Origin of the sequence: Pseudofulvimonas gallinarii (assembly GCF_004343305.1) — a bacterium.
Classification (GTDB): Bacteria; Pseudomonadota; Gammaproteobacteria; order Xanthomonadales; family UBA2363; genus Pseudofulvimonas; species Pseudofulvimonas gallinarii.
Genome location: NZ_SMAF01000001.1, coordinates 151,114 through 176,450 on the forward strand (window position 1 = coordinate 151,114; position 25,337 = coordinate 176,450).

Consider the following 25,337-nt stretch of genomic DNA (forward strand, 5'->3'; position numbering starts at 1 on the left):
GTCCAGCGCGGAAGCGTTCGCCACTGGGCCGTGGCGAACGCTCAAGGTCGATTCGGGTGGTTCAAGGCTGGAAGCCGTCCGCGAAGATCACGTCACCGCCCGTCTGCGGCATGCCGAACCCAGCGCGCAGCCAGTCGTTGATGACGCCGGCGGTCAGGGCCGGATTCCAGCTCGACCGCGACTGGCCATACACCGCCGTCAGGAAATCCTCGAATCCGGATCCCAGTCCGACATGGGCCACGTAGGTTTCCAGATCGCGCTCAGGGGCCGGAAATCCGATCGGGGCGACTGTCGCGCCGGTGTCCCCGCTGGCAGCGATCCACTCCGGAAGGCCGACGCGGTCGCCATTCACACGGAACATGCGCTCCTCGTCGGAAGTGGAGTGGTAGAGGTTGTTGCCACTGAACACATAGCCGCCCGGCTGCAGTGCCACGAGCGGCGTGGCCGTGGGTGACTGCACGACGTTGTTGTGGAACAGCACGTTTTCGACGTTGTTGCCGTTGAGCAGGCGGACGATGCCGTCGCTACCCCCGCGCATGTTTCCGAAGACGTTGTTCTCCACCAGGATGGTTCCGGCCTGGCCGATGGCCACCACGGCCAGGCCGTAGACGTTGCTCATCGCCGCGCGCTGGTGGATGAACAGATTGCCGGTGATCTCGCCGGTATGCCAGTCCTTGGCCTCGACGCTCCAGGACAGCGAGCGATTGGTCGGTCGTGTCCGGCCAATGTCGGTGAACACGTTGTTGCGGATGCCGATGCGATCGAAGCGGAAGGGTTCGTCCTCATTGCCGCCGATACTGATGCCGATTTCACCTTCGGCATAGAGGTTGTCCTCGATGACGATGTTTTCGCTCAGGGAGCCGTCATCGTGGTAGGCCGTCCACTTGTTGCCGATGGATGAGGCGCGCAGGAACAGGTTGCGCTGGAAGAGGATGTTCCGGGTGCTGGAGAAGTAGGTGTTGTGGTTGAAGATGGTGGCCTGCCCATCTTCCTTGCCGTTGTTGCTGGTCGACTGGATGCGCCAGCCATTATGGTCGAACAGGTTTTCCTGCAGCATGAGGACGGGTACCGCGGTCGTCTGGCCACGGCCGGTGTGGTACAGCCCCTGCGAATGCCCCTCTCCCGCGGATTTGAAGTTGCGCGAGATGATGCTGCGTCGGATCACGATGCGCTCGACCGGTTCACGCGGCAGTGCGCCGTTGATGCCGTTGCTCTCATACGAACGGAAGAAGCAGTCCTCGATCAGCACATTGCGCACCTTGCCACTCTGGCCGGGCGGCGTACTGATGAAACTGAATCCGTCGCTGCCGTCATAGCTGGTGAAGAACGGGCCCTCAGGGTCGCGGGTGTGCGCCCAGAACCGGAGACCGATGATGGCCAGGTTCTCCGGGTAATTGCCGCTGATGCCCCGCCCCGTTCCTGTCCGCAGTTCAGGACGCGCCCCGTCGCCCCAGGATGTGATTACCGAGCGTTCGGCTGGAGAGCGGCCCCGCCGGATGGGCAGGGACTCCTGCCAGACCCGGCCGGCACGCAGGAGCATCCAGTCCGGCTGCCCGTTGCGAACCTGCTGGATCGCCGCGGAAAGTGTCCGGAACGCCTGCACCTGGCCCACCGGCCGGGTCGGATCCGGTCCGATCTGCGGGCTGGAAGGGCTGTAGACCTGGCCGTTGCCATCGCTGCCGTTCGTGGAATCGACGTAGATCAGCCGGCTGTCGACCGAGGGCGTGAGGACGGACCAGCCCTGCGCGTCCTGCGGCGGCAGGTTGAAGTCGGCAGCGGTCAGCTCCCCGCCTCCGGCCCAGGCCGTGCCAGCGGACAGGACGAAGAGACCGAAGAACAGGGCAAGCAGATGGCGTACGGCACGCGCCGGCTGCGGGCCAAGAGGCGCCCGGACCCGTTCCGGCATGGACGATGTCTTGCTGGTCATTGTGCTTTCCTCGCACGAAGTTTTCGCGGAAATGCAGAGCCCGAAGGCACTGCATTGCGGGATCAATGCTGGAAGCCGTGCGCGAAGATACGGTCACCTGCGCCAGCGGGCGGCATGCCGAAACCTCCACGCAGCCAGTCGTTGATCACGCCTGCGGTCAGTGCCGGGTTCCAGTTCGCGCGTGACTGTCCGTAGATGGCGGCAAGGAAATCGTCAAAGCCGGAGCCCATGCCGACGTGTTCGACGTAGGTTTCCAGGTCGCGCTGCGGTGCCGGGAACTCGATCGCAGCGGTGGTCGCCCCGGTATCGCCAGTAGCCGTGATCCACTGAGCCAGGCTCGTGTTGGTGCCGTTGATGCGGAACACCCGGTCCGCCGCAGCCGCGGTGTGGTAGCGGTTCGGGCCCGAAAAGGAATAACCGCCAGGTGTCAGTGAGACCACCGCGGAACTGGTCGGTGTCTGCACGGTATTGCCCTGGAACAGCACGTCGTCGATGACGCTGCCGTGCTGCAACTGGACGATACCGCCGCCCGTTCCGGCCCGGATGTTGGCCATCACGTTGTCCTGGATCAGGATCGTGCCGGTCTCGTCCGGTGACCTCACCTGGATCGCCCAGGTGTTGGTGATCGGCGTTCGCTGGTGGATCAGCAGGTTGCGCTGGATCGTACCGCTTTCCCAGTCGATGGCCTCGATGCCCCAGGACAGCGAACGGTTGGTAGGACGGCTGCGACCGATGTCGGTAAACACGTTGTCATGGATGTGGATGTCCTTGAATCGGCGCGGACCGGCGGTGTTTCCGCCCATGCTGATACCGATCTCGCCCTCGGCGTAGAGGTTGTCCTCGAGGACGATGTTCGTGGCGACGTAATCCGGCGTCGGACCCCCCGTCCACTTGGTGCCGATGGACGAGGCACGCAGGAACATGTTGCGCTGGAACAGCACGTTGCGCGGTTCGGAGAAGTAGGTGTTGTGGTTGAAGATCGTCGCCTGGCCGTGATCGATCTGGTTGTTGGCGTTGATCGACTGGATGCGCCAGCCGTTGTGGTCGAACAGGTTCTCCTGCAGCAGGATCGTCGCCACCGTGTTGCCTTCATGGCTGCCGCCGGCGTGGTATAGGCCCTGGGAATGGCCGTCGGTGTGCTTGAAGTTGCGGGAGACGATGCTGCGGCGGAGGACGAAGCGGACGATGGGTTCGCGCCCTGCCCCACCGGTCAGGACGTTGTTGGTATAGGAACGGAAGAAGCAGTCCTCGATCAGCACGTCGCGCACCTGGTTGGCGTTCCCGGGCGCAGAGGTGATGAAGTCGAATCCGGTGCTGCCGGCGTAATCGGTGAAGTGTGGCCCTTCCGGGTCGCGGGTATGGGCCCAGAAGCGCAGGCCGATGATCGCCTGGTTTTCCGGATTGCGTGCCGTGATGCCGCGTTGGGCACCGGTGCGCAGTTCCGGCCTGGGCCCCTCGCCCCAAGACGTCGCGACCATGCGCTCGGAGGGCGATCGGCCACGACGGGTGGGCAGGGATTCCTGCCAGACCCGACCGGCCCGCAGGAGCAGCCAGTCCGGCTCGCGGTCGCGCAGATGCTGGGCGGCCGCGGACAGCGTGCGGAACGCCTGCACCTGACCGACCGGACGCGTCGGGTCCGGCCCGATCTGCGGGCTCGAAGGGGAATAGACCTGTCCGTTGCCGTCATTGCCGCCGGTGGAATCAACGTAGACCAGGCGGCTGTCTGTCGAGGGCGTGAGGATCGACCAGCCCTGGCTGTCCTGCGGTGGAAGATTGAAGTCGGCGACCGAAATCACGTCGCCGGCATGGGCGAGGCCCGTGGCCGCCAGCACCAGCGCCAGACCGGCCAGCTGGCGCCGGATCGACTGCAATGCCTTCCGGGTAGAACGATGGATATGAGTCATGGTGCGTGATCCCCCTGATTACGCGGTGTGGTGTCGGCAGCGGGTTGGGGCGCACGGAGCCCGGGTGCGAGCCAGCCCCCACGGCTGCGGTCGCATCACGGGACAGCCCGGATGGCTCCGGTGTCGTCTCCAACCCGGGACGAGACTGGCCCGGCCATGCCACCACTGCTTGAGGGTTGCATCAGGTAAGAATCAGGAATTGATCAGCAACACGCCCTCATGGGCGCCGCTCAGCCATCGCCGGTTTGCAGGAGACGCGGGAGTGGCCAGCCGGATATCCGGTTGCGCTGCGGCCGAGCCGGAGCACGGTGCGACACATCAGTTGGCGATCAGGATTCGATCAGTCGGCGCTTGCCATTTCGCCCGACCGCGCTGGGCCAAGGCGGGAAGCCGGGACCAGATCGGCCGGAAGCGCCCGTTCGCCAGCGAGCGCGCGGGCCCGGGCGACCGCCGCCGGGCGGGCACTGTCCGGACCCAGTTCATCGAGCAGGCGTACGCGTGCGCAGGCCGCCCCGAAATGATGCGATGCCGACGGTGCCAGCCGCTGCGCGAGACGGAGCAGCTGCGATTCGTGGTCCGGCCGGCTGGCGGGAAGCGGAAGCATGCCTTCGGCGACCACCAGCCAATGCCACGGACTGGCTGCATCGTCCAGCAGTGTCCATGCCAGTGCAATGTCACGTGCGACCGCATCATGGTCCCCTGCTTGCCGGGCCACGGCGACGTTCGCCATCAGCGCCCGCAGGCGGACACCCCGGAGCTCGACCGCCTCCGCCCAGTCGAGGAAGGCGCCCGACACGTCCTTCGCGACGGCAGCATCGCCGCTCTCCAGGGTGGCCTTGACCAGCAGGTGCCAGGCTTCCGCCTGGAATGCGCGCAGATTGCGGTGCGGCGCCAGCAACTGGCGGGCACGTTCCGCCTGGACTGCCCGTTGGCCGGCCGATGCGCCGGTAGCAACCAGCCATCTCAGGCGCAGCAGGGCCTCGACTGCTTCATAGGCGGTCAGGCCCGGTTGCCCCGCGCTTGCGGCATGCAGCGTATCGATCGCGGCCGCCGCTTCCCGCAGGCGACCCTGTTCAAGCAGGGCCATGGCCTGTGCGGTCCTGGCATAGGTCCGGGCCAGCAGGCTCTCACTGCCGTCCGGCTGCAGGCGTGCAGCCGACGCCGTCGCGGCGGACACGTCCAGTCTGGCCAGTTCCAGCTCCAGTTTCGACGCCAGCACGTGCAGACGGCCGGAGCGGTCGGCCAGCGCCTCGAAGCCGGCGAGCGCCCGGTCAAGCTCGCTGCCGGCTTCCGCCAGCCGTTCACTGCGCAGCGCATGGACGCCGAGGTTGCTGGCCAGCACGGACTGCCGTTGCAGGTCGCCCACCCCTTCAAGCAACTGGCGCGCTCGCGCCAGATGCAGGTCGGCTTCGGCAAGATCGCCACGCTCCTGCGCCAGCAGCCCGAGGTTCATTTGCACGATGCCAAGCAGATCGGTATCAACGGCCGCGTCGAGGCGGGTGGCCAGTCCTTCCAGCAGTCGTCGCGTTTCTTCCGGCCGCCCCAGCAGCGCGTTGACACTCGCCAGCGTCGTGAGCGCCTGTGCGGAAAGACGGCGGTCAAGTTCCGGGTCCAGCGTCTCCACCAGCGACTCGAAACGGGACCTGGCGTGATCCAGCTTCATGCCATGGAAAGCGACCATGGCGTCGGCCATTCGCAGGCGCGGATGCTCGCGGACCTCCGGTGCGGCCGCAGCGATCAGTCGCGTGGCGCGCTCCAGGTCACGCTCGAGCAGTGCGGCATCGACCTGCTGCAGCAGCGCCAGTACCTGCGTGGATTCACCGGGCACCGGCGCCGGCACGTGGTCCAGCGCGAGTGCCAGCCGATCGGCAGCCTCGCGGGCAGCGGCGACGGCATCGGCCGATTCGGCCATGACGCGTACATCCGCATCATCGCCCTGCAGCGCCTCGACATGGACGACCCACACGCCGTTGGCGTGGCTGATGCGCGTCACCACCACCCGCGCGCCGGTGGCCGCGGACCAGCGCGCATAACGGTCGCCCTCGCCCGATCCCGAGCGGTCGAGCAACAGCGCGGTTTCAACCGGCACGGTCGTCGCCCCAGCGGCGCGCAATCGGGCGGCGACCAGGTCCATCAGCCCCAGGCGCATCCATGTCGTATCGGCGCCATCCGGGGCCACCACGGGCAGCACCAGCAGTGCTCGGCCGTCCGTGACCACGGCATCGCTTGCCGCCGTGCCCGGAATGACGCGATGGGCGGGCTGGTCCTGCAACAGCCAGGATGCCAGCGCCATCAGCACGAACAGCGCAGCCGCGCCCAGTGCGAAGGTTGCGCCGGCAAGGCGCCTGGCGGGCGCCTGCGGCACCCCGGCCGGCGCGTCGGCCACTGCGCCGGTATGGCGCGCGTTTGCCGGTTCGGCCACCGCGGCAGAAGGGCCTGTCGCCGGCCCTTCTGCCGTCGTCCCGGATGGGGGTGGTGAAAGGACACGTTCCGCCTCGCTGCAGACTTCCACCGGCGTGATCCAGCGATAGCCGAAGCCGCGGATTGACCGGATCGGTCCGTCGCTGACACCGCCCGCGAGTAGGCCGCGCAACTGGAAGATCGTCTGCGCCAGCACGCCATCACTGAGGTGGGCATGTCCCCAGACCGCGTTGATGAGTTCATCGCGACCGAGCGCGCGATGATGGTGTGCGACCAGGTAGATCAGGCACGACAGCGCCTTCGGCGGCACCGGTACTTCTTCGCCGTTGCGGTAAAGGGCGCGGGCGGCGGCATCGACGAGCCAGGGGCCGCTGCGCCAGGCTCGGCCATCCACAAGCATGTCGAATCGCGGATCAGGCACAGGTGGAGATCGCCAACATGGAAGACAGCCATTCTGTCATGACGGCGTGCCGAAGGCAGGGCTGGCAAGTGCGCAGGGGTTGCGTGCGCCCCGCGGTCAGGAGATCGTGCGACGGACGGCAGCGTCCGCGGACTGCGGCATGGGCGCGGGCACCGCGATGGCGGCGTCGCGGGTGGCCACGCGATAACCGGCCTGCCGCAGGGCGTCGGCTTCGGCCTCATTGCCGAAGTGATACAGCACGAACCGTTCACGCAATGCCGCGGGATATTCACGCGACAGGTCATCCAGCCCGGTGTGCGAGGGATTGCCCTGCAGTGCACAGTCGTGGAAAACCGTTTCGCCATCGGCGGCGTAATGCGACAGCATCTCGGGAACCGGGCGGGTGTCGCCGGTATAGACGAAGCTGCCGCGCAGGCCGAGCGCGTAGGCCGCGCCGACGGCGTGGTGGCGTACGGGAAAAATGTCGAACCACAGGCCGTCCAGCCAGAAGCCGCGATTGACCGGTACCAGCTGGAACGCCTGCCAGAAATTGACGTCGCCCTCGGCGAGGGCATTGGGATGGTCGGCGACCCGCTGGTGCAGCAGCGGCAGCACCGACACCGGCACGAAGACCGGCAGGCGGCCACGGCGTTCGCGGTCGAACCACTGTTCGACGAACAGTCGCTCGAATCCGCCGACATGGTCCAGATGCGTATGCGTCACGAACAGCGCGGGTGGCGGCGCGCCGAACTTTTCGCGGAAACGGGCCGGCACTTGCGGACCGCAATCGATCAGCAGCATCGGCCGGCCGTCGCGGAGGATGACCGCCGAGGATTCCCCCAGGTCGACGGCGCCGGCATTACCCACACCCAGGAACTGCAGCGCAATCGATGCCATGGCGACTCCGGTCGATCAGGTCGTAGCCAGTGCCCGCCGGTAGGAATCGATGAAGCGCGGCCAGACCGCTTCGACGTCGGCCAGGCGCTGCGGCGGCAGCAGCTTTCGCAGCGAGCGTAGCAGCCGGTGCAGGTTGCCGGCCAGCTGTACCGGCGATTCCACATGCTCACGGGCACGGTCGAAATCGATCAGCCACGCCCTGCCCTCGCGATCGACGAGGATGTTGTGGGCGTTGAGGTCGGCGTGCCAGACCTGGCGCGCATGCATCGCCGCGATCGACCGGGCCACGCTTTCCAGTGTGTTGTCCTGCCCACTGCCATCGTCAGCCAGAAGGACGGCCAGCGGCGTCGCGTCCGGGATCAGGCAAGTCAGCAGATCCGCCGTGTAGGCCAGGCCGCTGCGCTGGTAACGGGCCGCCACGGGCATCGGCACAGGCAATCCAAGCGCATGCAGGCGCCGCATCAGCCGGAACTCCTGGAACGAGCGCGTGCGATCGGCGCCAAGCCAGAGATAGCGGTCCCGGATGAAGTGCCTGGGCAGGCCCCCACGCCGGTAGCCGCGATGCACAAGTGGACCGATGTCGGTATCGATTACGCGCACGTTCCCGCGCCCGCCCTGCAGTCCGCCTTGACCGGTGGCGGCCGGCGCGGCGAACCACTGCGGGCGGTAGGCTTCGACAGCAGCGGCGGCAAGCAGCACTTCGCCCCGGCCTTCGCTGTGGCGATGTTCGGCGACACTCACGCGGCGGCGGGACTCCCTGCTAGGCTGCGCCAGTCTAACAAGAGCCTGCGCGAACGCGTGATCGCCCCACCTGATTCCCTGTGCATCCTGCGTCTTTCGGCGCTCGGCGATGTCAGCCACGTCGTTCCCCTTGTCAGGACGGTCCAGCGCCATTGGCCGGCCACCCGCATCACCTGGATCGTCGGCCAGTTCGAGAGCAGGCTGGTCGGCGACATCGAGGGCGTCGAGTTCATTCCCTATGACAAGCGCAGTGGCTGGCGCGGCGTGTCCGGGCTCAGGCGACGCCTGAAAGGCCGGCGTTTCGATGCGCTGCTGCTGATGCAGCTGGCCCTTCGCGCCAATCTGGTATCGACCGCCATTCGTGCCGATGTCCGTGTCGGGTACGACCGAGCGCGCAGCAAGGAAGGACACGGCCTGTTCATCAACCGCCGTATCCCGCCGTGCGACGGACAACATGTGCTGGACGCGTTGGGCAGTTTCCTGCAGCCGCTGGGACTGCCCGCCGACGAACCGCCGCGGTGGTCGTTGCCGGTTCCGGACGAGGCGGTGGACTTCGCACGCAGCCACATTCCCGATGATGGCCAGCGCACCCTGGTCATCAGTCCCTGCGCCAGCCACGCGCTCCGCAACTGGCGTCCGGAGCGCTATGCCGCGGTCGCGGATCATGCGATCCGCCGGCACGGCCTTCGCGTAGTGCTCTGCGGCGGCCCCAGCCCGGCCGAACGGACGATGGGCGACGCCATCCTCGCCCACTGCACGGAACCGGTCGTCGACCTGATCGGCAAGGACACCATCAAGCGCGCACTGGCCCTGCTGCAGCGGGCCGATCTGGTGGTAAGTCCGGACTCAGGCCCTGTGCACATGGCCAACGCAGTCGGCACTCCGGTGCTCGGGTTGTACGCCGCCACCGATCCCCGGCGCAGCGGGCCGTATTCCGACCGCCGCTGGACGGTGGACCGCTATGCCGCGGCGGCCGAACGCTTCCTGGGCAAGGGCACCGACCAGCTGCCCTGGGGACGGAAGATCGAAGTGCCCGGCGTCATGGACCTGATCGAAACCGATGCCGTGATCGAACGGCTGGATGCCTGGGTGTCCGACACGTCAAGGCCCTGACTGCGGGGGCACCACGGTTGGACGCAGGCGGACACATCGGATAGGGTTCGCGCAATGGGAGAGAGTGATCGCGAGCATGCCTGCACGCACTGCATGGATGTGGCTGCTGTTTGGCCTGGTATTTCTGTGGACGCCGGCACCCGCCGTCGCGCAGTCGACCCTGACCCTTCATCCCGGCGTGCCCTCCTACGGGCTTGACGCCTGGCTGCGCTGGTACCACGACGACCAGGCCAGCCGTGATCCCGACAGTATCATGGCGAAGCTCGCGGAAGGGCTTTTCGACCCGCTGCCGAACGGAAACCCGACCTTCGGCTTCCGCCGGGGGGCCTTCTGGTTCCATGTCCGCATCGTGAACGGTGACCCGATGGAGCCGCGCTGGTTGCTGGTGCAGGAGTATCCGCTCAGCGACCACATCGACATCTATGTCCGCCCGACCGGCGGCTATTGGGTGCACCAGGCGTCCGGCGACCAGCTCCCGTTCCGGAATCGCGCCATCCGCTATCGGCACCCGAATTTCCGCATCGACCTGCCCCATGGCGAGCCGGTCGACCTGCTGGTGCGGGTCCAGAGTGAAAGCTCGATGCAGGTCCCGCTGCGCCTGTTCACGCAGGCCGCCTTCACCGAACAGGCGCGCGACGCGCAGCTGGGCATCGGTCTGTACTACGGCGTGCTGCTCGCGCTGTTCTTCTACAACCTGATCCTCTGGGCCAGCCTGCGCGACGCCAGCTATTTCTGGTACATGTTCCATATCGCCGGCTTCGGCATGGTGCTGTTCTGCCTGAACGGGCTGGCGTTCGAATACCTTTGGCCCAATTCGACCTGGCTCCAGGATCGCTGCGTGCCGGTGTCGATCTGCATCGCGCAGGTCGGCATGCAGCAGTTCACCCGCGACTTCCTCGGCCTGCGCAACCTCTGGCGCAGCGGTGACCGGCTGTGCCAGGGCATGATCGTGTTCTTCGTGCTGTGGGGCATCGCATCGCTGTTCATTCCCTACCGCATCGCGACGCCGGTTGCATCGGCCGGCGTGCTGCCGAGCGTGGCGCTGATTGTCGCCGTGTCGCTGGTCGCCAATCGTCGCGGCTACGAGCCTGCGCGCATGTTCCTGTTCGCCTGGTTCATGTTCCTCGCCGGCACGACCGCCTTCACGCTGGTCGCCTTCGGCATCCTGCCCAAGCTTTTCTTCACCGAGTACGGCGTCCAGATCGGCTCGGCGCTGGAGATGATCCTGCTTTCCTTCGCCCTGGCATACCGCTACGCGGCGCTGCGTAACGAGAACGAGCGCATCGTCAAGGACGCCAACGAGCAGCTGGAGATCAAGGTCGAGGAACGCACTGCGGAACTGTCCCGGGCGCTGGACCAGCTGGCCAGCGCCAACACGCGCCTGCAGGAATCCAACCAGCGCGACAGCCTCACCGGCATCTACAACCGGCACTACTTCCACGAGCTGCTCGAGCGGCAGCTTTATGACGCGCGCGAGGACCTGCAGCACCTGGCGGTGCTGATGATCGACCTCGACCACTTCAAGCGCATCAACGACACCTACGGTCACCTGGTCGGCGACGAATGCCTGCGCGCCGCCGCCGCTCGCATGAGCGCGGTGGTCGCCGCCCACGGCGGCGTACTGGCCCGCTTCGGTGGCGAGGAATTCGTGGCCGCCCTGCCCGGCCTGGACGCCGCGCAGGCGGTCGCCGTAGCCGAGGAGGTCCGGGCCAGCGTCGCCGCCGAACCGGTCGCCGCCGGCGCGGATCTGGTGAAGGTGACCGTCAGCATCGGTGTGCACGCACTCGACGCCTACCGCATCGCCGGTCCCGACGATGCGCTGCGGCGTGCCGACGAGGCGCTCTACAGCGCCAAGAGTGGCGGTCGCAACTGCGTGCGTCCGGTGCTGGCCGCCATGGACGCCTGAAAGGCGTCAGGACGCGTTGCTGTTGCGGTAGTCGCGGTACGACTTTTCCTCGACCAGGTCGGACCCCAGCACCTGGTTGATTTCGCGCTTGATGCGCGCGCGCTCGTCGTTGTTGATATACACCGAGCGCGCCAGCTCGATGAAGCCGGCGCCGAAGTTTCCGGCCGCCTCCTGCGCGCGCACGGCGTCCTCGATGTCCCAGAGCTTTTCGTTCACGGCCTTCAGGGCGGCCCACAGCCCAGCGATGTCCAGCGTGGATTCCGGCGCCGCGGACCAGGTCGCCTCGAGCGCGGCCAGCTCGGTGCGCACGTTTGCCAGTTTCGCCGGATCGCTCATCCGTTCCGACTTGATCTGGAGGATCGTGATCTTGTCGATCAGTTCGCCGAAGGACACCGGCACATGGACCTCGCTCATGAGTCCTCCCGACCCAGCATGGGCAGGTCGAGGCCCTGTTCGCGCGCGCACTCGCGGGCGATGTCGTATCCGGAGTCGGCGTGGCGCATGACGCCGGTGCCGGGGTCGTTCCAGAGCACGCGCGCGATGCGACGGTCGGCGGCCTCGCTGCCGTCGCAGACGATGACGACGCCGCTGTGCTGGCTGTAACCCATGCCGACGCCGCCGCCGTGGTGCAGCGACACCCAGGTGGCGCCACCGGCGACGTTGAGCATGGCGTTGAGCAGCGGCCAGTCGCTGACGGCGTCGCTGCCATCGAGCATCGCTTCCGTCTCACGGTTCGGCGACGCCACCGAGCCGGAATCCAGGTGGTCGCGGCCGATCACCACCGGCGCCTTCAACTCACCGTTGCGGACCATTTCGTTGAAGGCCAGGCCCAGGCGGTGCCGCTGCCCCAGTCCCACCCAGCAGATGCGTGCCGGCAGGCCCTGGAAGGCGATGCGCTCGCGCGCATTGTCGAGCCAGTTGTGCAGGTGCGCGTCGTCGGGAATCAGTTCCTTGACCTTGGCGTCGGTCTTGTAGATGTCTTCCGGATCGCCCGACAGCGCGACCCAGCGGAACGGCCCGATGCCGCGGCAGAACAGCGGTCGCACATACGCCGGCACGAAGCCGGGGAAATCGAAGGCGTTGGCGCAGCCCTCGTCCTTGGCGACCTGGCGGATGTTGTTGCCATAGTCGAAGGTCGGGATGCCCTGCGCCTTGAACGCCAGCATCGCTTCCACATGCACGCGCATGGCCGCCTTCGCCGCCTTCGCCGTGCCGGCCGGATCGTCGCGACGTCGCTGGAACCACTGTTCCACCGTCCAGCCCAGCGGCAGGTATCCGTTGACCGGATCGTGGGCGCTGGTCTGGTCGGTGACCGCATCCGGCCGCACGCCACGGCGCACCAGCTCCGGCAGGATCTCCGCGGCGTTGCCAAGCAGGCCGACGCTGATGGCGCGACCGGCTGCCGTGTGCGCGGCAATGCGCGCCAGCGCGTCATCCAGGTCGGTGGCCTGTTCGTCCAGGTAGCGGGTGCGCAGGCGCATGTCGATGCGGCTCTGCTGGCATTCGATGTTGAGCGAGCAGGCGCCGGCCAGCGATGCCGCCAGTGGCTGTGCGCCACCCATGCCGCCCAGGCCGGCGGTCAGGATCCATTTGCCAGTGAGGTCGCCGCCGTAATGCTGGCGTCCCATTTCCACGAAGGTTTCGTAGGTGCCCTGCACGATGCCCTGCGAACCGATGTAGATCCATGAGCCGGCCGTCATCTGGCCGTACATCATCAGGCCCTTGCGATCGAGCTCGTGGAAGTGCTCCCAGTTCGCCCAGGCGGGCACGAGATTGGAGTTGGCGATCAGCACCCGTGGCGCGTCCGGATGCGACGGAAACACGCCGACCGGCTTGCCGGACTGTACCAGCAGCGTCTGGTCGTCGCCCAGTCGCTTCAGTGTGTCGAGGATCGCGTCGTAGCTGGCCCAGTCGCGGGCGGCGCGACCGATGCCGCCATAGACCACCAGTTCGGACGGGTTCTCCGCGACCTCGCCGTCGAGGTTGTTCTGGATCATCCGGTAGGCGGCTTCCGTCAGCCAACTGCGGCAGTTCAGCGTGCTGCCACGCGGCGCACGGATCTGCCGGCCCAGGTCGACGCGCGTGTCTGCACCCATGTCGCGACTCCGATCAGGAAAGATCCAGATTATATGCGTCGCCATCGTCCAGCTGCTCGCGCGATGTGCGCATCTGCTCGCGTCCGGCCAGCGGACTGTTGCATCGGAAATGGTGCATGCACCCGCGAGCACGTGCGTGCGCATTCGCCGCCGTGCGGGTGCATCGTCTTGAAGATGGAGGCCTGGGTCGGAATCGAACCGGCGTACACGGCTTTGCAGGCCGCTGCATGACCACTCTGCCACCAGGCCGGAGGCATCCAGCGACATCACGTCGCCGGGCCGGAAAGCTTAGCGCCCTCCGCTTCATCCGGGAAGTCCAGGCACTTCCCGGAAAAACAAAACCCCGGCGATCACCGGGGTTTTGCCTTGAAACTGGAGCGGGAAACGAGACTCGAACTCGCGACCCCGACCTTGGCAAGGTCGTGCTCTACCAACTGAGCTATTCCCGCCTGAGGACGCGCATCTTACGGATTGCTGAGCCGATGTCAACTACCTGATGCAAACTTCTTTGCGGCCGTCGCGTCGACGACCGCCGCACGCGCGGCCGAATCCTCCTCGGCGGCACGGTCACGCATGTGTGGCCATGCCGCACGCATGTACACCCATGCCGACCACAGCGTCAGGACAGCAGCGGCGATCAGCATGCCGACGCCGATCTTGTAGATCGGCAGGCCGACGAAATCGTGGCTGTACAGCAGCAGCGTCAAGGCCACCATCTGCACGATGGTCTTGATCTTGCCGATGCCGGCCACCCGGATCATCGCGCGCTGGCCGATGGTCGCCATCCACTCCCGCAACGCGGTGATCGAGATCTCCCGACCAACGATGATCGACGCGAGGATCGCCATCCATGCGGTCGGGTTCTGCTGCACCAGCAGGAACAGCACGACGGTCACCGTGAGCTTGTCGGCCACCGGATCAAGGAATGCGCCGAAGCTCGACGTCAGTCCATAGCGCCGCGCCAGCCAGCCGTCCAGCCAGTCGGTGACAGCGATCACGATGAACAGCATCGCGGCCAGGAAATTGGTGCCGCGCATCGGCAGGTAGAAGCAGGCGACGAGTACCGGCACCAGTGCGATGCGCAGCAACGTGAGCCAGGTGGGCAAGGTGATGGCCATGGCCGGGATGTTAGCTCAGCGTGGTGCGCCTGTGCCCCGGCCCGTTCAGCGCTCAGGTGGAGCGCAGGCTGCCGTAGATGCGCTCGGCCAGTTCGCGAGAAACGCCTTTCACCTGCATCAGTTCCTCGACGCCGGCCGCGGCCACGCCCTGCCAGCCGCCGAACTGCTTGAGCAGGGCGGCACGTCGACTGGCGCCGATGCCGGGGATGTCTTCCAGGCGGCTGGTCGACCGTGCCTTTTCGCGACGGCCGCGGTGGCCGGTGATCGCGAAGCGGTGGGCCTCGTCGCGGATCTGCTGGATCAGCTGCAAGGCCGGCGAAGAGGCACCGGGCCGGATCTCCTCGCCGGTTTCCGGCAGGTAGAGTGTTTCCTCGCCCGGCTTGCGCTCCGGTCCCTTGGCGACGCCGATGATGCGCTGCTGTTCGACGCCGAGTTCGGCCAGTACCGCCAGCGCCTGCGCGACCTGGCCCTTGCCACCATCGATCAGCAGGACGTCGGGCAGCTCGCCGCCCTCCTCCAGTGCCTTGCGGAAGCGCCGCTCCAGCACCTGGTGCATGGCCGCATAGTCGTCGCCGGCGGCGACGCCGGTGATGTTGTAGCGCCGGTACAGTGCCTTCAGCGGGCCTTCCGGTCCGAACACCACACAGGAGGCGACGGTGGCCTCGCCCAGCGTATGGCTGATGTCGAAGCACTCCAGGCGCACCGGTGGCTCGTCCATGCCAAGCAGGCTCGCCAGCGCTTCCAGCCGCTGCCGCTGGTTGCTGCGGCTGGCCAGGCGCATGGACAGCGCCTCGCGCGCGTTGTCGTCTGCCAGTCCCAGCAGCCGCGCCCGCTCGGCGCGGACACTGGATTTCAGTTCGACCCTGCGACCGGCCCGCTCGGTGAACACGCTCGACAGCAGGTCCGCGTCCTTGACGGCATGGCCGAGCAGGATTTCGGCGGGCGCGACGCGATCGAGGTAGTACTGCGGCACGAAGGCCGACAGCACTTCGCCGGGATCGGCCTGCGCCGGCAGGCTTGGGAAATACGCGCGCGCACCGATGCCGACGCCGCCGCGGAAGCTGAGCAGGTAGACGCAGGCGACGCCCTTGTCGATACGGCAGGCGAGCACGTCGCAGTCGCCACTGGCGGCGTTGACGTAGTGCCGCGCCTGCATTTTCTTCAGCAGCGCGACCTGGTCGCGCAGGCGTGCCGCCCGTTCAAAGGCCAGCTGCGCGCTGGCGGTTTCCATCTCGCTGACCAGCGAATCGACCAGTTCGCCACTGCGGCCTTCGAGGAACAGCGTTGCCAGGCGTACGCTTTCGGCGTATTCGCGTTCGTCGATCAAGCCGACGCAGGGCGCGCTGCAGCGCTTGATCTGGTACTGCAGGCACGGCCGCGAGCGGTTCCGGAACACGCTGTCGCGGCAGCTGCGCAGACCGAACAGCTTGTGCATCAGGTCCAGGCATTCGCGCACGGCACCGGCACTGGGATACGGCCCGAAGTAGCGGCCCTCGCGCTTGGCCCCGCGGTGGAAGGCGATGCGCGGGAAATCACCCGGGCTCAGGTGGACATAGGGATGGCTCTTGTCGTCGCGCAGCTGGATGTTGTAGCGCGGCTTCAACGACTTGATCAGCTGGTTTTCCAGCAGCAGCGCCTCGGCCTCGGTGCGGGTGACGGTGATCTCGATGCGGACGATCTGGCTGATCATCGACGCCAGGCGCGGATCGAGCCGTGGCCGGCTGAAATAGCTGGCGACGCGGTTTTTCAGGCGCGTCGCCTTGCCGACGTAGAGCACCTCGTCCTTGTTGCCCAGCATGCGATAGACGCCGGGACTGACCGGCAGCGTGCGTAGGAAGGCGGCGATATCGTCGCGCGAGCCGAACTTCTCGGCCTGGTGGCTCAGGCGCGCCGGCCCGTTCTCAGCCATGCCCGCCGCCGGTGAACGCAGCGCACTTCGCCGCCATCCGCGCCGCCGCTCCGTCAAGCAGGTCGTGGACGGCGTCAAAGCCTTCCTGGCTGCCGTAATAGGGATCGGGCACGTCCGGGACACGCGCCGGTGCACCCGTCCATGGCAGGAACAGATGCAGGCGGCCCTGGTCGGTAATGGCGATCATCCGCTTCAGGAAAGCCAGGTGACCGCTGTCCATAGCGAAGACCAGATCGGCCGCGCCGACCTGCGCAGCGGAGACCTGCCGCGCGCGATGCGTGGACAGGTCGATGCCACGGCGGGCGGCCGTCGCCACCGTGCGTGGGTCGGCGCCGTCACCGACGTGGTAGTCATGCGTACCGAAGGACTCGACGACGAACCGCGCGCCGATGCCGGCCCGATCGAGGTGGTGACGGGCCAAGGCCTCGGCCAGTGGCGAGCGGCAGATGTTGCCTGTGCAGACGAAGGCGATCCGCAGTGGCGACGGGTTGCCGTCCCGGCGACTCATACCGCCTGCCCTGCCAGCGCCGCTTCCACGGCGGCGATATCGGCTTCGGAATCGACGCCCGGTGGCAGGCGTTCGGCAACGACCGCCACGGCGATGCGGAATCCGGCCGCCAGGATGCGCAGTTGTTCAAGCGATTCGGCCGTTTCCAGCGCGCTCGCCGGAAGTGCCGGGAAACCGCGGAGGAAGCCGGCCCGATAGCCGTAAAGACCAAGGTGGCGCAGGAAACCCGCTCCGTCGGGCAGCCGTTCGCGGTCGCGCGCAAAGGCGTCGCGCTGCCACGGAATCGGCGCGCGGCTGAAATAAAGCGCATGGCCGGCGCTGTCGCACACCACTTTGACCGCGTTGGGATCGAACACCTCGGCCGCCTCGTGGATCGGTGTCGCCAGCGTTGCCACCGGCGCCGCGCTCCGGCGCAGCGTCTCGACCACGCGCTGGACGGCCGCGACCGGCACCAGCGGCTCGTCGCCCTGCAGGTTGATGACCAGGTCTTCTTCCGCCCAGCCGAACTCGCGCGCACACCAGGCGAGGCGGTCCGAACCGGTCGCAAGATCGGCCGGGGTCATGCATACGCGCACCGGCAGCGCGGACACCGCCTCGGCGATGCCTTCGTGGTCGGTTGCGACGACGACTTCGTCAGCGCCGCAGGCCAGCGCCCGTTCGGTGCTGTGCACGATCAGTGCCTTGCCGGCGATCAGGCGCAGGGGCTTGCCCGGCAGGCGCGTGGACGCGAAACGGGCGGGAATGGCGATACGCAGGCTCATGCGGCGATTCTAGCCAAGCACCGCGACAGTGCGTGTCACCGTCCGCACGGCGTTCAGGCGCAGCCGGCGTGTCTCAACCTCCGAATCGCTCCAGGCGTTCGACAATGGCTTCGATGGACGGCGGTGGCAGCGACGCCGAGACCGGCACCGCGAACCAGCCCGCTTGGGCGAAGGAACGGCATTTGACGGCATCCTTTTCCGTCATCAGTACCGCGCGGCCGTCGGCGAAGCCGAAATCGTCCGGCGTGAATGCATGGTGGTCGGGGAACGGATGCCCGATCACCTCGATCCCGGCGTCGCGCAAGGTGGCGAAGAATCGCGCCGGATGTCCGATGCCCGCCACCGCATGCACGATCTGTCCTGCGAAGGCAGCGAGCGGACGAGATCCGCTGCCGTCCAGCGCCACCGCCTGGTCCGCGCGCAGGACGAAGCCGGCTTCATCGGCCGCCGTCGAACCGTTCACCAGCACGACGTCGACATCCGACAGCCGCGCCACCGGTTCTCGCAGCGGCCCGGCGGGCAGCAGCAGGCCGTTGCCGAACCGTCTCTGTGCGTCGACCACGGCGACCTCGACATCGCGATGCAGGCGGTAATGCTGCAGGCCGTCATCACTGACCAGCACATCGATTTCCGGATGCGCCGCGAGGAGCAACCGCGCAACTTCCGGGCGGTCCCTGCCGATCGCCACCGGCGCCCGGCTGCGCAGCGCGATCAGCACCGGCTCGTCACCGAAGCGCGCCGGTGTCGCCTCGCCGGTCAACAGGAGCGGGCCGCGCTCGCTTCCGCCATGGCCGCGGCTGATCACGCCAGGCCTGCGGCCCATGGCGCGCAGCGCTTCCACCAGAGCGATCACCACCGGCGTCTTGCCAGTGCCACCGACACTGATGTTGCCGACCACGATGACCGGCACCGGCAACCGCACGGCCCGCCGCACCCCTGACACGCGTCGCCGGCGGGCTAGCCAGCCGAACAGGCGCGCCAGCGACCGCAACCAGGCCGGCACCGGTGCGCCGCCATACCAGCGCGCCTCCAGCCAGGCCTGTATACGTGCGCGCATGACTACGTTTCCCGGAACGGCGATCGCATCTTGCCGCGACTCAGCCGCCATCGGCGAACTGCATGCGGTGCAGCGACGCGTAGACGCCACCTGACGCGAGCAGTTCGCGATGGGTACCACGCTCGACGATGCGCCCGTCGTCCATGACCAGCACCGTATCGGCATGTTCGATGGTGCTGAGACGGTGCGCGATGACGAAGGTGGTCCGATCGCGCATGACATGTGCCAGCGCGTCCTGGATCAGGCGTTCGGATTCGGTATCGAGCGCACTGGTCGCTTCGTCGAGGATAAGGATGGGCGCATCCTTGAGGATCGCCCGCGCGATGGCCAGTCTCTGCCGCTGGCCGCCGGACAGCGATGCCCCGCCTTCGCCTATCCGGGTCTGGAAACCCTGCGGCAGCGCCCCGATGAATTCCAGCGCATTCGCGGCGCGGGCCGCGGCACGGATCTGTTCGTCGTCGCGGTCGGCAAGCCCGCCAAAGGCGATGTTGGCGGCGACCGTGTCGTCGAACAGCACGATCTGCTGCGACACCCAGGCGATCTGGCGACGCAGGTCGGTGAGCGAATAGTCCGACAGCGGACGGCCATCGAGCAGGACGGTGCCGGTGCCGGGCTCGAGCAGGCGTGGCAGCAGCCGGACCAGCGAACTCTTGCCGCTCCCCGACCGACCGACGATCGCCGTCACGGTGCCGGGCTCGGCGACGAGATCGATGTCGAGCAGCGCGTCGCGGGCAGCACCGGCATAGCGCAGGCCGACGCCACGGAATTCGACGCGGCCGGTCGCGCGCGCGATGGCGATGCCGCCCTGGTCGGCTTCCACCGGCACATCGAGGATCTCGAACAGGCTTTCAGCTGCGACCAGGCCCTTCTGCATCGTATCCTGCACGGTGGTCAGGCGTTTCAGCGAAGGCAGCATCGCCGACATGGCCAGCATCATGGAAATGAAGGTGCCCGCCGTCACCGTGCCCTGCATGGCACCGCGACCGGCGATCCAGATCAGGATCGCCAGGGCGATCGCGGCGGTCAGCTGCACCAGCGCCGTGCTCAGCGATTTGGCCGCGCTGCCCTTCAGGTGCAGGCGACGCCGCTGCGCCGACAGTACGCGGTAGCGTTCCTCCGCCGCCGCTTCGCCGCCGAAGACCTTGACCGCATCCAGCCCGGCCAGCGTCTCGCCGGCGACGCGCGTGGAATCGCTGACGGTGCCGAGCATGCGCCGGCTGATGCTGCGGAAGCGCTTGCCCGCCGCCCAGACCACCAGGGCGATCAGCGGGACCATGAAGACCAGTGTGAGCGTCAGGCTGACGCTGTTGTAGAGCATCACGCAGAACAGCGCGAGCACCGTCAAGGTGTCCGTGACGATCACCTTCAGCGATTCGGCGCAGGCGTCGGCGACCTGCTCGGCATTGAAGTTGAGGCGCGCGACCAGTCGCGCGGTGTTCTCGTCGGCGTAATAGCCGGTTGGCAGGCGGAGCAGGTGCGCGAAGGTCTGGCCGCGCAGCGTCTCGACCACCCGTCGGCCGACATAGGCCATGCCGTAGCTGGACAGGAATACGCCGATGCCGCGAACCAGGAACAGCGCGACCACGACCATCGGCATCCAGGCCAAGACGCCGGGATCACGATCGACGAAGGTGCCGTCGATCAGCGGCCGCATCAGCCAGGTGAAGGCGCCAGCCGCCACCGCTTCGACCAGCATGCCGGTGACCGCCGCCAGCTGCACCGGCCAGAACGGCCGCGTGTAGGCGAACAGGCGGCCGTATCCGTGGGCCGAACCGCCGTGACCCGCGGCCGGCGTTGCGCGAGCGGCGGTCAACCGCCCTCCCCGCTCCGCACGGTGGCCAGCGAGATGCGGCTGAAGCCGAGCTGGCCGAGGACGTCCATGGCGGTGATCACGGCCTGGTGCGGCGTCTGCGCATCGGCGCGGACAGTCACCGGCTGCTCGCGCGAGGCGTCCGCCGCGTAGGCCTGCACCGCTTCGCGAAGCGAAGCCGGATCCGACTGCAGGACCTCGAGCTGGTTGAGGTAGAAGCGACCGTTGGCGTCGATCAGGATTTCCAGCGAATCGCTGTTCATCGTGGTGGCGTCGGCGCTGGCTTCCGGCAGGTCGATCCTGACCAGCGCCTGCTGCTGGAACGTGGTGGTGACGACGAAGAAGATCAGCAGGCAGAGGATGACGTCGATCAACGGGATCAGGTTGAACTCGATGTCGTCATGGGCATCCTGCTGGCCGCCGAAATTCATCGCGTCGTCCTCGCCGGTGCGGGCGTGACGGGCGCCGCGGCGCGGACAGCGGGTGCCGCCGCCGTGGCGGCGCGATCGGCAGCCGGCGTCTCCAGCGCATCGACGACCTGGCTGGCGTCGCGCGCCATCTCCAGGGCGAACGCCTGCACCAGGCCGCGGAAATAGCGGTGGAAGATGTAGGCGGGGATGGCGACGACCAGGCCGAACGCGGTCGCCATCAGCGCTTCGCCGATGCCGCCGGCAAGCCGGGTCGCGTCGCCGGTGCCGACATCGGTGATCACCAGGAACATGCGGATCATGCCGATGACCGTGCCGAGCAGCCCCATCATCGGGCCGATGATGGCGATGGTGCCCAGCGTGTTCAGCCAGCGCGACAGCCCATGCACCACTTCACGGCCGGTGTTCTCCACGCGTGCAACCAGCTTTTCGTGCGGGCGATGGCGCTCGGCCAGTGCCGTGGCCAGCACCTTGCCCAGCGGCGAGTGCTGGCGGAGTGCGTCGATGTGGCTGGATTCGATCCGGCGGCCGCGAACCAGCGTCAGCACTTCGGCCGTGAGGTTGGGCGGCAGCACCGTCTTGCGGCGCAGGGTCCAGAAGCGTTCAAGGATGATCCCGACCGCCAGGGCCGACAGGGCCAGCAGCGGCCACATGACCACGCCGCCAACTCGAAACAGTTCCAACACGTTGCAGCACCCCTGTTGAGCGAAGCGCGAATCATAGCAGCGGGCCGCGGCAGCGCCGCGACGAACCCGGTCACGGTTCGTGCCAGAGCTGGCGACGGGAGCGCGAGGCGGTCCACGTCGGGTTTTCGCCGCCGAGGTGGACATGGACGGCACCGGTCCGCCATGTGGTCGCGACTTCGACACCACGCCAGTCCAGGCGCCGGAGCACATCGATGTGCGGATGCCCGAACCGGTTCCGGTAGCCGGCGCTGGCAATCGCCAGGGATGCCCCGACGGCGTCCAGGAAGGCGGTGGAGGACGAAGTCGTCGAGCCATGGTGGCCGAGGACCAGCACCCGGCTCGACAGCGCAGGACGATGCAGTGCCAGCATGCGCAGTTCGGCCAGTTCGCCGGCATCGCCGGTCAGCAGCGCCGCCTCGCCATTCGCGGCCCGAACCGAGAGCACGCAGGAGATTTCGTTGCCGCGGGCCGGGTAGCGCGGTGGCGGATGCAGCAACTCGAACGCGACGCCGTCCCAGTGCCAGCGGTGCCCGGCCAGGCATGACTCGGCCTCCGGCGCAGTGGCCTGTACGCCCTGCGGCAGGCGCTCGCCGGCAAGAAGTCGAAGTACCGGCACTTCGCGCAGCACGCTTTCGGCACCGCCGGCATGGTCGCTGTCGGCATGGCTGACCACCAGCGCATCGAGGCGCCCGACCGCCAGCGCGCGCAATGCCGGCACGATCACCGCTTCACCAGCGTCGTAGCCGTTCGGATAGCGGGCACCGGTGTCGAACAGCAATGCGTGGTGGCGGGTGCGGACCAGGACAGCCGTTCCCTGTCCGACGTCGAGGACATCGAGCTGGAACTGCCCGAACGACGGCCTCAAGGGTGTGGCGAGGAACAGCGGCAGCAACAGGGGCACCGCCAGCCAGCGCAGGCGACGCTGGACCGGCAGCAGGACCACCACGGCGGCCACGGTGGCCGAAGCCAGGCCAAGGGCCGACGGCTCGGCCAGCCAGGATGCCGCCAATGGCCACGCCGCCACCGCATCCAGTGCCGACATCAGGGGTGCAAGCAGCCGCGCCGCCAGATCGATCAGCACATGCCCGGCCGGTGCCCACACCGCAAGCAGACCGACACCGAGAAGCAGGACCGGCACAACCAGCAGCGTCACCCACGGAATCGCAATCAGGTTGACCAGCGGCGAGATCCAGCTCGCCTGCGCAAAGAAGCCGATTCCGACGGGAAGCAGGCCGATACTCACCGCCCATTGCGCCTGTGTCGCCGACCGCCACCACGCCTGGCGGGCACGTCCCTGCCCCGCCAGCAGCAGCCAGGCGACGCCCAGGAACGAGAGCCAGAACCCGATGCTGAGAACCGCGAGCGGATCCAGCAACAGCACCGCCGCCATCGCCAGACACCAGCCCTGCCACAGGCTGCCGCGCCGGCGCGCCAGCAGGATCATCGCCGCGACGGCGATCATCAGCGCACTGCGTCGCGTCGGCACCTCGAACCCCGCCAGCCAGGCATAGCCAGTGGCCGCGACGACCGCCGGCGGCAGCGCCCAGACCCGTCGAGGCGCCCAGCGCAGCAGCGCCGGGAAACACCAGGCCAGTCCGGCCATGAGCATCGCCACGAATACCCCGACCATGCCGACATGCAGGCCGGAGATCGAAAACAGATGCGTGGTACCGGTCATGCGCAGGCTCGCCCAGTCAGCTGCCTCGAAACCGCGCCGGTCGCCCACAGCCAATCCGCGCAGCAGCGCCGCCATGCGCGGCTGCGCCGGAAAAATGCCATCCACATGCGATGCGATGTGCTCGCGCAGGCGATTGATGCCGGCGGTATCGTCCAGCCGTACCTGCGGACTGCCGGTCCGGACGTAGCCGTAGGCGCCCAGCCCCGTCTCCAGCGCCTTGCGTTCGCTGTCGAATCCGCCCGGATTGGACAGGCCGCGTGGCCGTCGCAACCGGACGTGCAGTCGCCACTGCTGGTCGGCGCGCATATCCGGCAGTTCCTCCATTGCGCCGGGGACGGGCTCGCGCACCTCGCCGAAACCGTGCCGCGCGTACCACGCCATTCGCCAGCAGCCGGAAACCGCGACCGCCTCGCCGGTATCCGCCCGCCAGGCCTGGCGCGGACAGAAACGGAAGCGTACGGCGTCGCTGTCGCGCCGCGGCAGGTCAGCGACGAGCCCCTCGACGCGCAGATCGACGCCTTCCAGCGCCGGATCCAAGCGCGATGCCATCCCGGAAGCCGCCACCCAGAATGCCCAGCAGGCGCCGAACAGGCCGGCAAGCAATGGCCGGCGCCACGGTCGTGGAAGGACCCCGGCAACGGCTGCCACGACCGCGACCGGCACCAGCCATTCCATGACGCCCTCCGGCGTGCGTGGCCACAGCCACAGCTGCGCCACGCCCAGCGAAAATGCCAGCAGGACTGTCGTATCCAGCCCGCGCTGCGCGTTCGGGCCGCGGCTGGTCGTTGGTGGCAAAGACCCCATGGCCGCAGCATGCAGCCCGGATCGGCAACGGGCTGCAGCAGGAAGCGGGTATTCCGGCGCGAAAATTCCGATTCGTCCAGATTCCGGCGAGTCGGACGCCCCGTCGGGCAACGGCGCACTGTTACAGTTCCGGCCTTGCCGATTTTACCGTGGTGCAGCCATGACCCAGGAACGATTCCATCCCATCGGTACACCCGGCCAACACTGGGGCGATGCCGAGAAGGCGCAATGGCTGGCAGCCCAGTCGATCAAGCGGCGCTATGCCGACGAGGTCGAAAGCCGCATCGACGCGCTTCGTGGACGCTTCGAGGTGATCGAATACGGGCGGCTCGACTATGCGCCGGACCACTACCCCCTGTATGCGCTGAGATCACGCGACTGGAGTGACGCGCTGCCCGTCGCGCTGGTGACCGGTGGCGTGCACGGCTACGAAACCAGCGGCGTGCAGGGCGCACTGGATTTCGCCGCCGGGGCGGCGCAGGACTACGCCGGTCGGGTCAACCTGCTGATCGCGCCCTGCGTCAGTCCGTGGGCCTACGAGCGGATCCATCGCTGGAACCGGGACGCGATCGATCCCAACCGCTCATTCCGCACCGACAGTCCGTCGGGTGAAGCGGCGGCGTTGATGCGCCTGGTCGAACCCCTCCTGGGGCGCATCGCCCTGCACATCGACCTGCATGAAACGACGGACACCGACGAGACGGAGTTCCGCCCCGCCCTGGCGGCCCGGGATGGCAAGCCGTTCGAGCCCGGCGAGATCCCCGACGGCTTCTATCTGGTGGACGACACCGAGAACCCGCAGCCTGGATTCCAGCAGGCCGTGATCGAAGCGGTGGCGGAGGTCACACATATCGCGCCAGCGGATGCCCATGGCGAAATCATCGGATCACCGGTGGTTGCCCCGGGCATCATCCGCTATCCGCTCAAGGCGCTCGGCCTGTGCGCCGGCATGACCGGCGCGCGCTATACCACCACCACCGAGGTGTATCCGGACAGCCCACGGGCGACGCCGGCGCAGTGCAATGCCGCGCAGGTCGCCGCGGTCAGGGCGGCACTGGATTACCTGCTGGCGCATCCGGTGGCGTGACGGCTTCGGACGCCCGCCGCCGCGCGGGCGGTCGACCGGGGCGCGTTCGCGCAGTCACGCTCGCACGCTGCCCCTTCGCCCCGGCA

The 25,337-nt window shown here is 67.7% G+C and carries 19 protein-coding genes and 2 tRNA genes; 3 read left to right on the forward strand and 18 right to left on the reverse strand.

Features of this window, described 5'->3' with window-relative positions; translation table 11 throughout:
• Positions 1 to 61: 61 nt before the first annotated feature.
• The 5 genes from EDC25_RS00765 to EDC25_RS00785 all read right to left on the reverse strand — a co-directional run bounded on the left by EDC25_RS00765 (position 62) and on the right by EDC25_RS00785 (position 8,290).
• Positions 62 to 1,927, reverse strand: coding sequence for a hypothetical protein (locus EDC25_RS00765; protein ID WP_123521790.1), 1,866 nt, complete (start codon positions 1,925 to 1,927; stop codon positions 62 to 64).
• Between the two features lie 62 nt (positions 1,928 to 1,989).
• Positions 1,990 to 3,831, reverse strand: coding sequence for a hypothetical protein (locus EDC25_RS00770; protein ID WP_132577159.1), 1,842 nt, complete (start codon positions 3,829 to 3,831; stop codon positions 1,990 to 1,992).
• 340 nt (positions 3,832 to 4,171) lie between these two features.
• On the reverse strand, positions 4,172 to 6,652 hold the full coding sequence (locus EDC25_RS00775; RefSeq protein ID WP_132577160.1) for a winged helix-turn-helix domain-containing protein: 2,481 nt from the start codon (positions 6,650 to 6,652) through the stop codon (positions 4,172 to 4,174).
• Positions 6,653 to 6,769: 117 nt separating this feature from the next.
• Positions 6,770 to 7,549 carry an MBL fold metallo-hydrolase gene (locus EDC25_RS00780; protein WP_123521787.1) on the reverse strand — a complete coding sequence of 260 codons (780 nt, stop codon included), beginning with the start codon at positions 7,547 to 7,549 and terminating at the stop codon, positions 6,770 to 6,772.
• Positions 7,550 to 7,564: 15 nt separating this feature from the next.
• A complete protein-coding gene (locus EDC25_RS00785) occupies positions 7,565 to 8,290 on the reverse strand; it encodes a 3-deoxy-D-manno-octulosonic acid kinase (protein WP_164484003.1) in 726 nt (241 codons plus the stop codon).
• Positions 8,291 to 8,350: 60 nt separating this feature from the next.
• On the opposite strand from EDC25_RS00785, the gene EDC25_RS00790 reads away from it, so the two are divergent.
• Both EDC25_RS00790 and EDC25_RS00795 read left to right on the forward strand, forming a co-directional pair.
• On the forward strand, positions 8,351 to 9,403 hold the full coding sequence (locus EDC25_RS00790; protein WP_123521924.1) for a glycosyltransferase family 9 protein: 1,053 nt from the start codon (positions 8,351 to 8,353) through the stop codon (positions 9,401 to 9,403).
• Between the two features lie 76 nt (positions 9,404 to 9,479).
• Positions 9,480 to 11,309, forward strand: a complete 1,830-nt coding sequence (locus EDC25_RS00795; protein WP_164484002.1) for a sensor domain-containing diguanylate cyclase — start codon at positions 9,480 to 9,482, stop codon at positions 11,307 to 11,309.
• Between the two features lie 6 nt (positions 11,310 to 11,315).
• Here the strand turns inward: EDC25_RS00795 and EDC25_RS00800 are convergent, their stop codons facing one another.
• The 13 genes from EDC25_RS00800 to EDC25_RS00860 all read right to left on the reverse strand — a co-directional run bounded on the left by EDC25_RS00800 (position 11,316) and on the right by EDC25_RS00860 (position 24,164).
• Positions 11,316 to 11,723, reverse strand: a complete 408-nt coding sequence (locus EDC25_RS00800; protein ID WP_123521785.1) for a DUF6165 family protein — start codon at positions 11,721 to 11,723, stop codon at positions 11,316 to 11,318.
• The gene (gene hutU / locus EDC25_RS00805) at positions 11,720 to 13,405 is read right to left on the reverse strand and encodes a urocanate hydratase (RefSeq protein WP_123521784.1); all 1,686 of its coding nucleotides are present in this window, start codon (positions 13,403 to 13,405) and stop codon (positions 11,720 to 11,722) included. The genes EDC25_RS00800 and hutU overlap by 4 nt, the downstream gene beginning before the upstream one ends.
• A 175-nt stretch (positions 13,406 to 13,580) precedes the next feature.
• A tRNA-Cys gene (locus EDC25_RS00810) sits at positions 13,581 to 13,654 on the reverse strand.
• A 124-nt stretch (positions 13,655 to 13,778) separates the two neighbouring features.
• Positions 13,779 to 13,854, reverse strand: a tRNA-Gly gene (locus tag EDC25_RS00815).
• Between the two features lie 36 nt (positions 13,855 to 13,890).
• Complete coding sequence (pgsA, locus tag EDC25_RS00820; RefSeq protein WP_123521783.1) at positions 13,891 to 14,523, reverse strand: CDP-diacylglycerol--glycerol-3-phosphate 3-phosphatidyltransferase; 633 nt, start codon at positions 14,521 to 14,523, stop codon at positions 13,891 to 13,893.
• A 52-nt stretch (positions 14,524 to 14,575) separates the two neighbouring features.
• Positions 14,576 to 16,432 (reverse strand): excinuclease ABC subunit UvrC, encoded by a 1,857-nt coding sequence (gene uvrC, locus EDC25_RS00825; protein ID WP_123521782.1) that lies wholly within the window; start codon positions 16,430 to 16,432, stop codon positions 14,576 to 14,578.
• Entirely contained in the window at positions 16,425 to 16,940 is a 516-nt protein-coding gene (locus EDC25_RS00830; RefSeq protein ID WP_123521781.1) for a low molecular weight protein-tyrosine-phosphatase, read from the reverse strand. The genes uvrC and EDC25_RS00830 overlap by 8 nt, the downstream gene beginning before the upstream one ends.
• Entirely contained in the window at positions 16,937 to 17,701 is a 765-nt protein-coding gene (kdsB, locus tag EDC25_RS00835) for a 3-deoxy-manno-octulosonate cytidylyltransferase (RefSeq protein ID WP_123521780.1), read from the reverse strand. The genes EDC25_RS00830 and kdsB overlap by 4 nt, the downstream gene beginning before the upstream one ends.
• 73 nt (positions 17,702 to 17,774) lie before the next feature.
• Entirely contained in the window at positions 17,775 to 18,758 is a 984-nt protein-coding gene (gene lpxK, locus EDC25_RS00840) for a tetraacyldisaccharide 4'-kinase (RefSeq protein WP_123521923.1), read from the reverse strand.
• A 40-nt stretch (positions 18,759 to 18,798) separates the two neighbouring features.
• Positions 18,799 to 20,571 carry a lipid A export permease/ATP-binding protein MsbA gene (msbA, locus tag EDC25_RS00845; protein ID WP_123521779.1) on the reverse strand — a complete coding sequence of 591 codons (1,773 nt, stop codon included), beginning with the start codon at positions 20,569 to 20,571 and terminating at the stop codon, positions 18,799 to 18,801.
• The gene (locus EDC25_RS00850; protein ID WP_123521778.1) at positions 20,568 to 20,999 is read right to left on the reverse strand and encodes an ExbD/TolR family protein; all 432 of its coding nucleotides are present in this window, start codon (positions 20,997 to 20,999) and stop codon (positions 20,568 to 20,570) included. Before EDC25_RS00850 ends, msbA begins: the two co-directional genes overlap by 4 nt.
• Positions 20,996 to 21,682, reverse strand: a complete 687-nt coding sequence (locus EDC25_RS00855; RefSeq protein ID WP_123521777.1) for a MotA/TolQ/ExbB proton channel family protein — start codon at positions 21,680 to 21,682, stop codon at positions 20,996 to 20,998. The genes EDC25_RS00850 and EDC25_RS00855 overlap by 4 nt, the downstream gene beginning before the upstream one ends.
• Positions 21,683 to 21,752: 70 nt before the next feature.
• A complete protein-coding gene (locus EDC25_RS00860; RefSeq protein ID WP_123521776.1) occupies positions 21,753 to 24,164 on the reverse strand; it encodes a DNA internalization-related competence protein ComEC/Rec2 in 2,412 nt (803 codons plus the stop codon).
• 160 nt (positions 24,165 to 24,324) lie between these two features.
• Between EDC25_RS00860 and EDC25_RS00865 the strand changes: the two genes are divergently transcribed.
• On the forward strand, positions 24,325 to 25,251 hold the full coding sequence (locus EDC25_RS00865) for a M14 family metallopeptidase (RefSeq protein WP_123521775.1): 927 nt from the start codon (positions 24,325 to 24,327) through the stop codon (positions 25,249 to 25,251).
• The last annotated feature ends 86 nt before the right edge of the window (positions 25,252 to 25,337 follow it).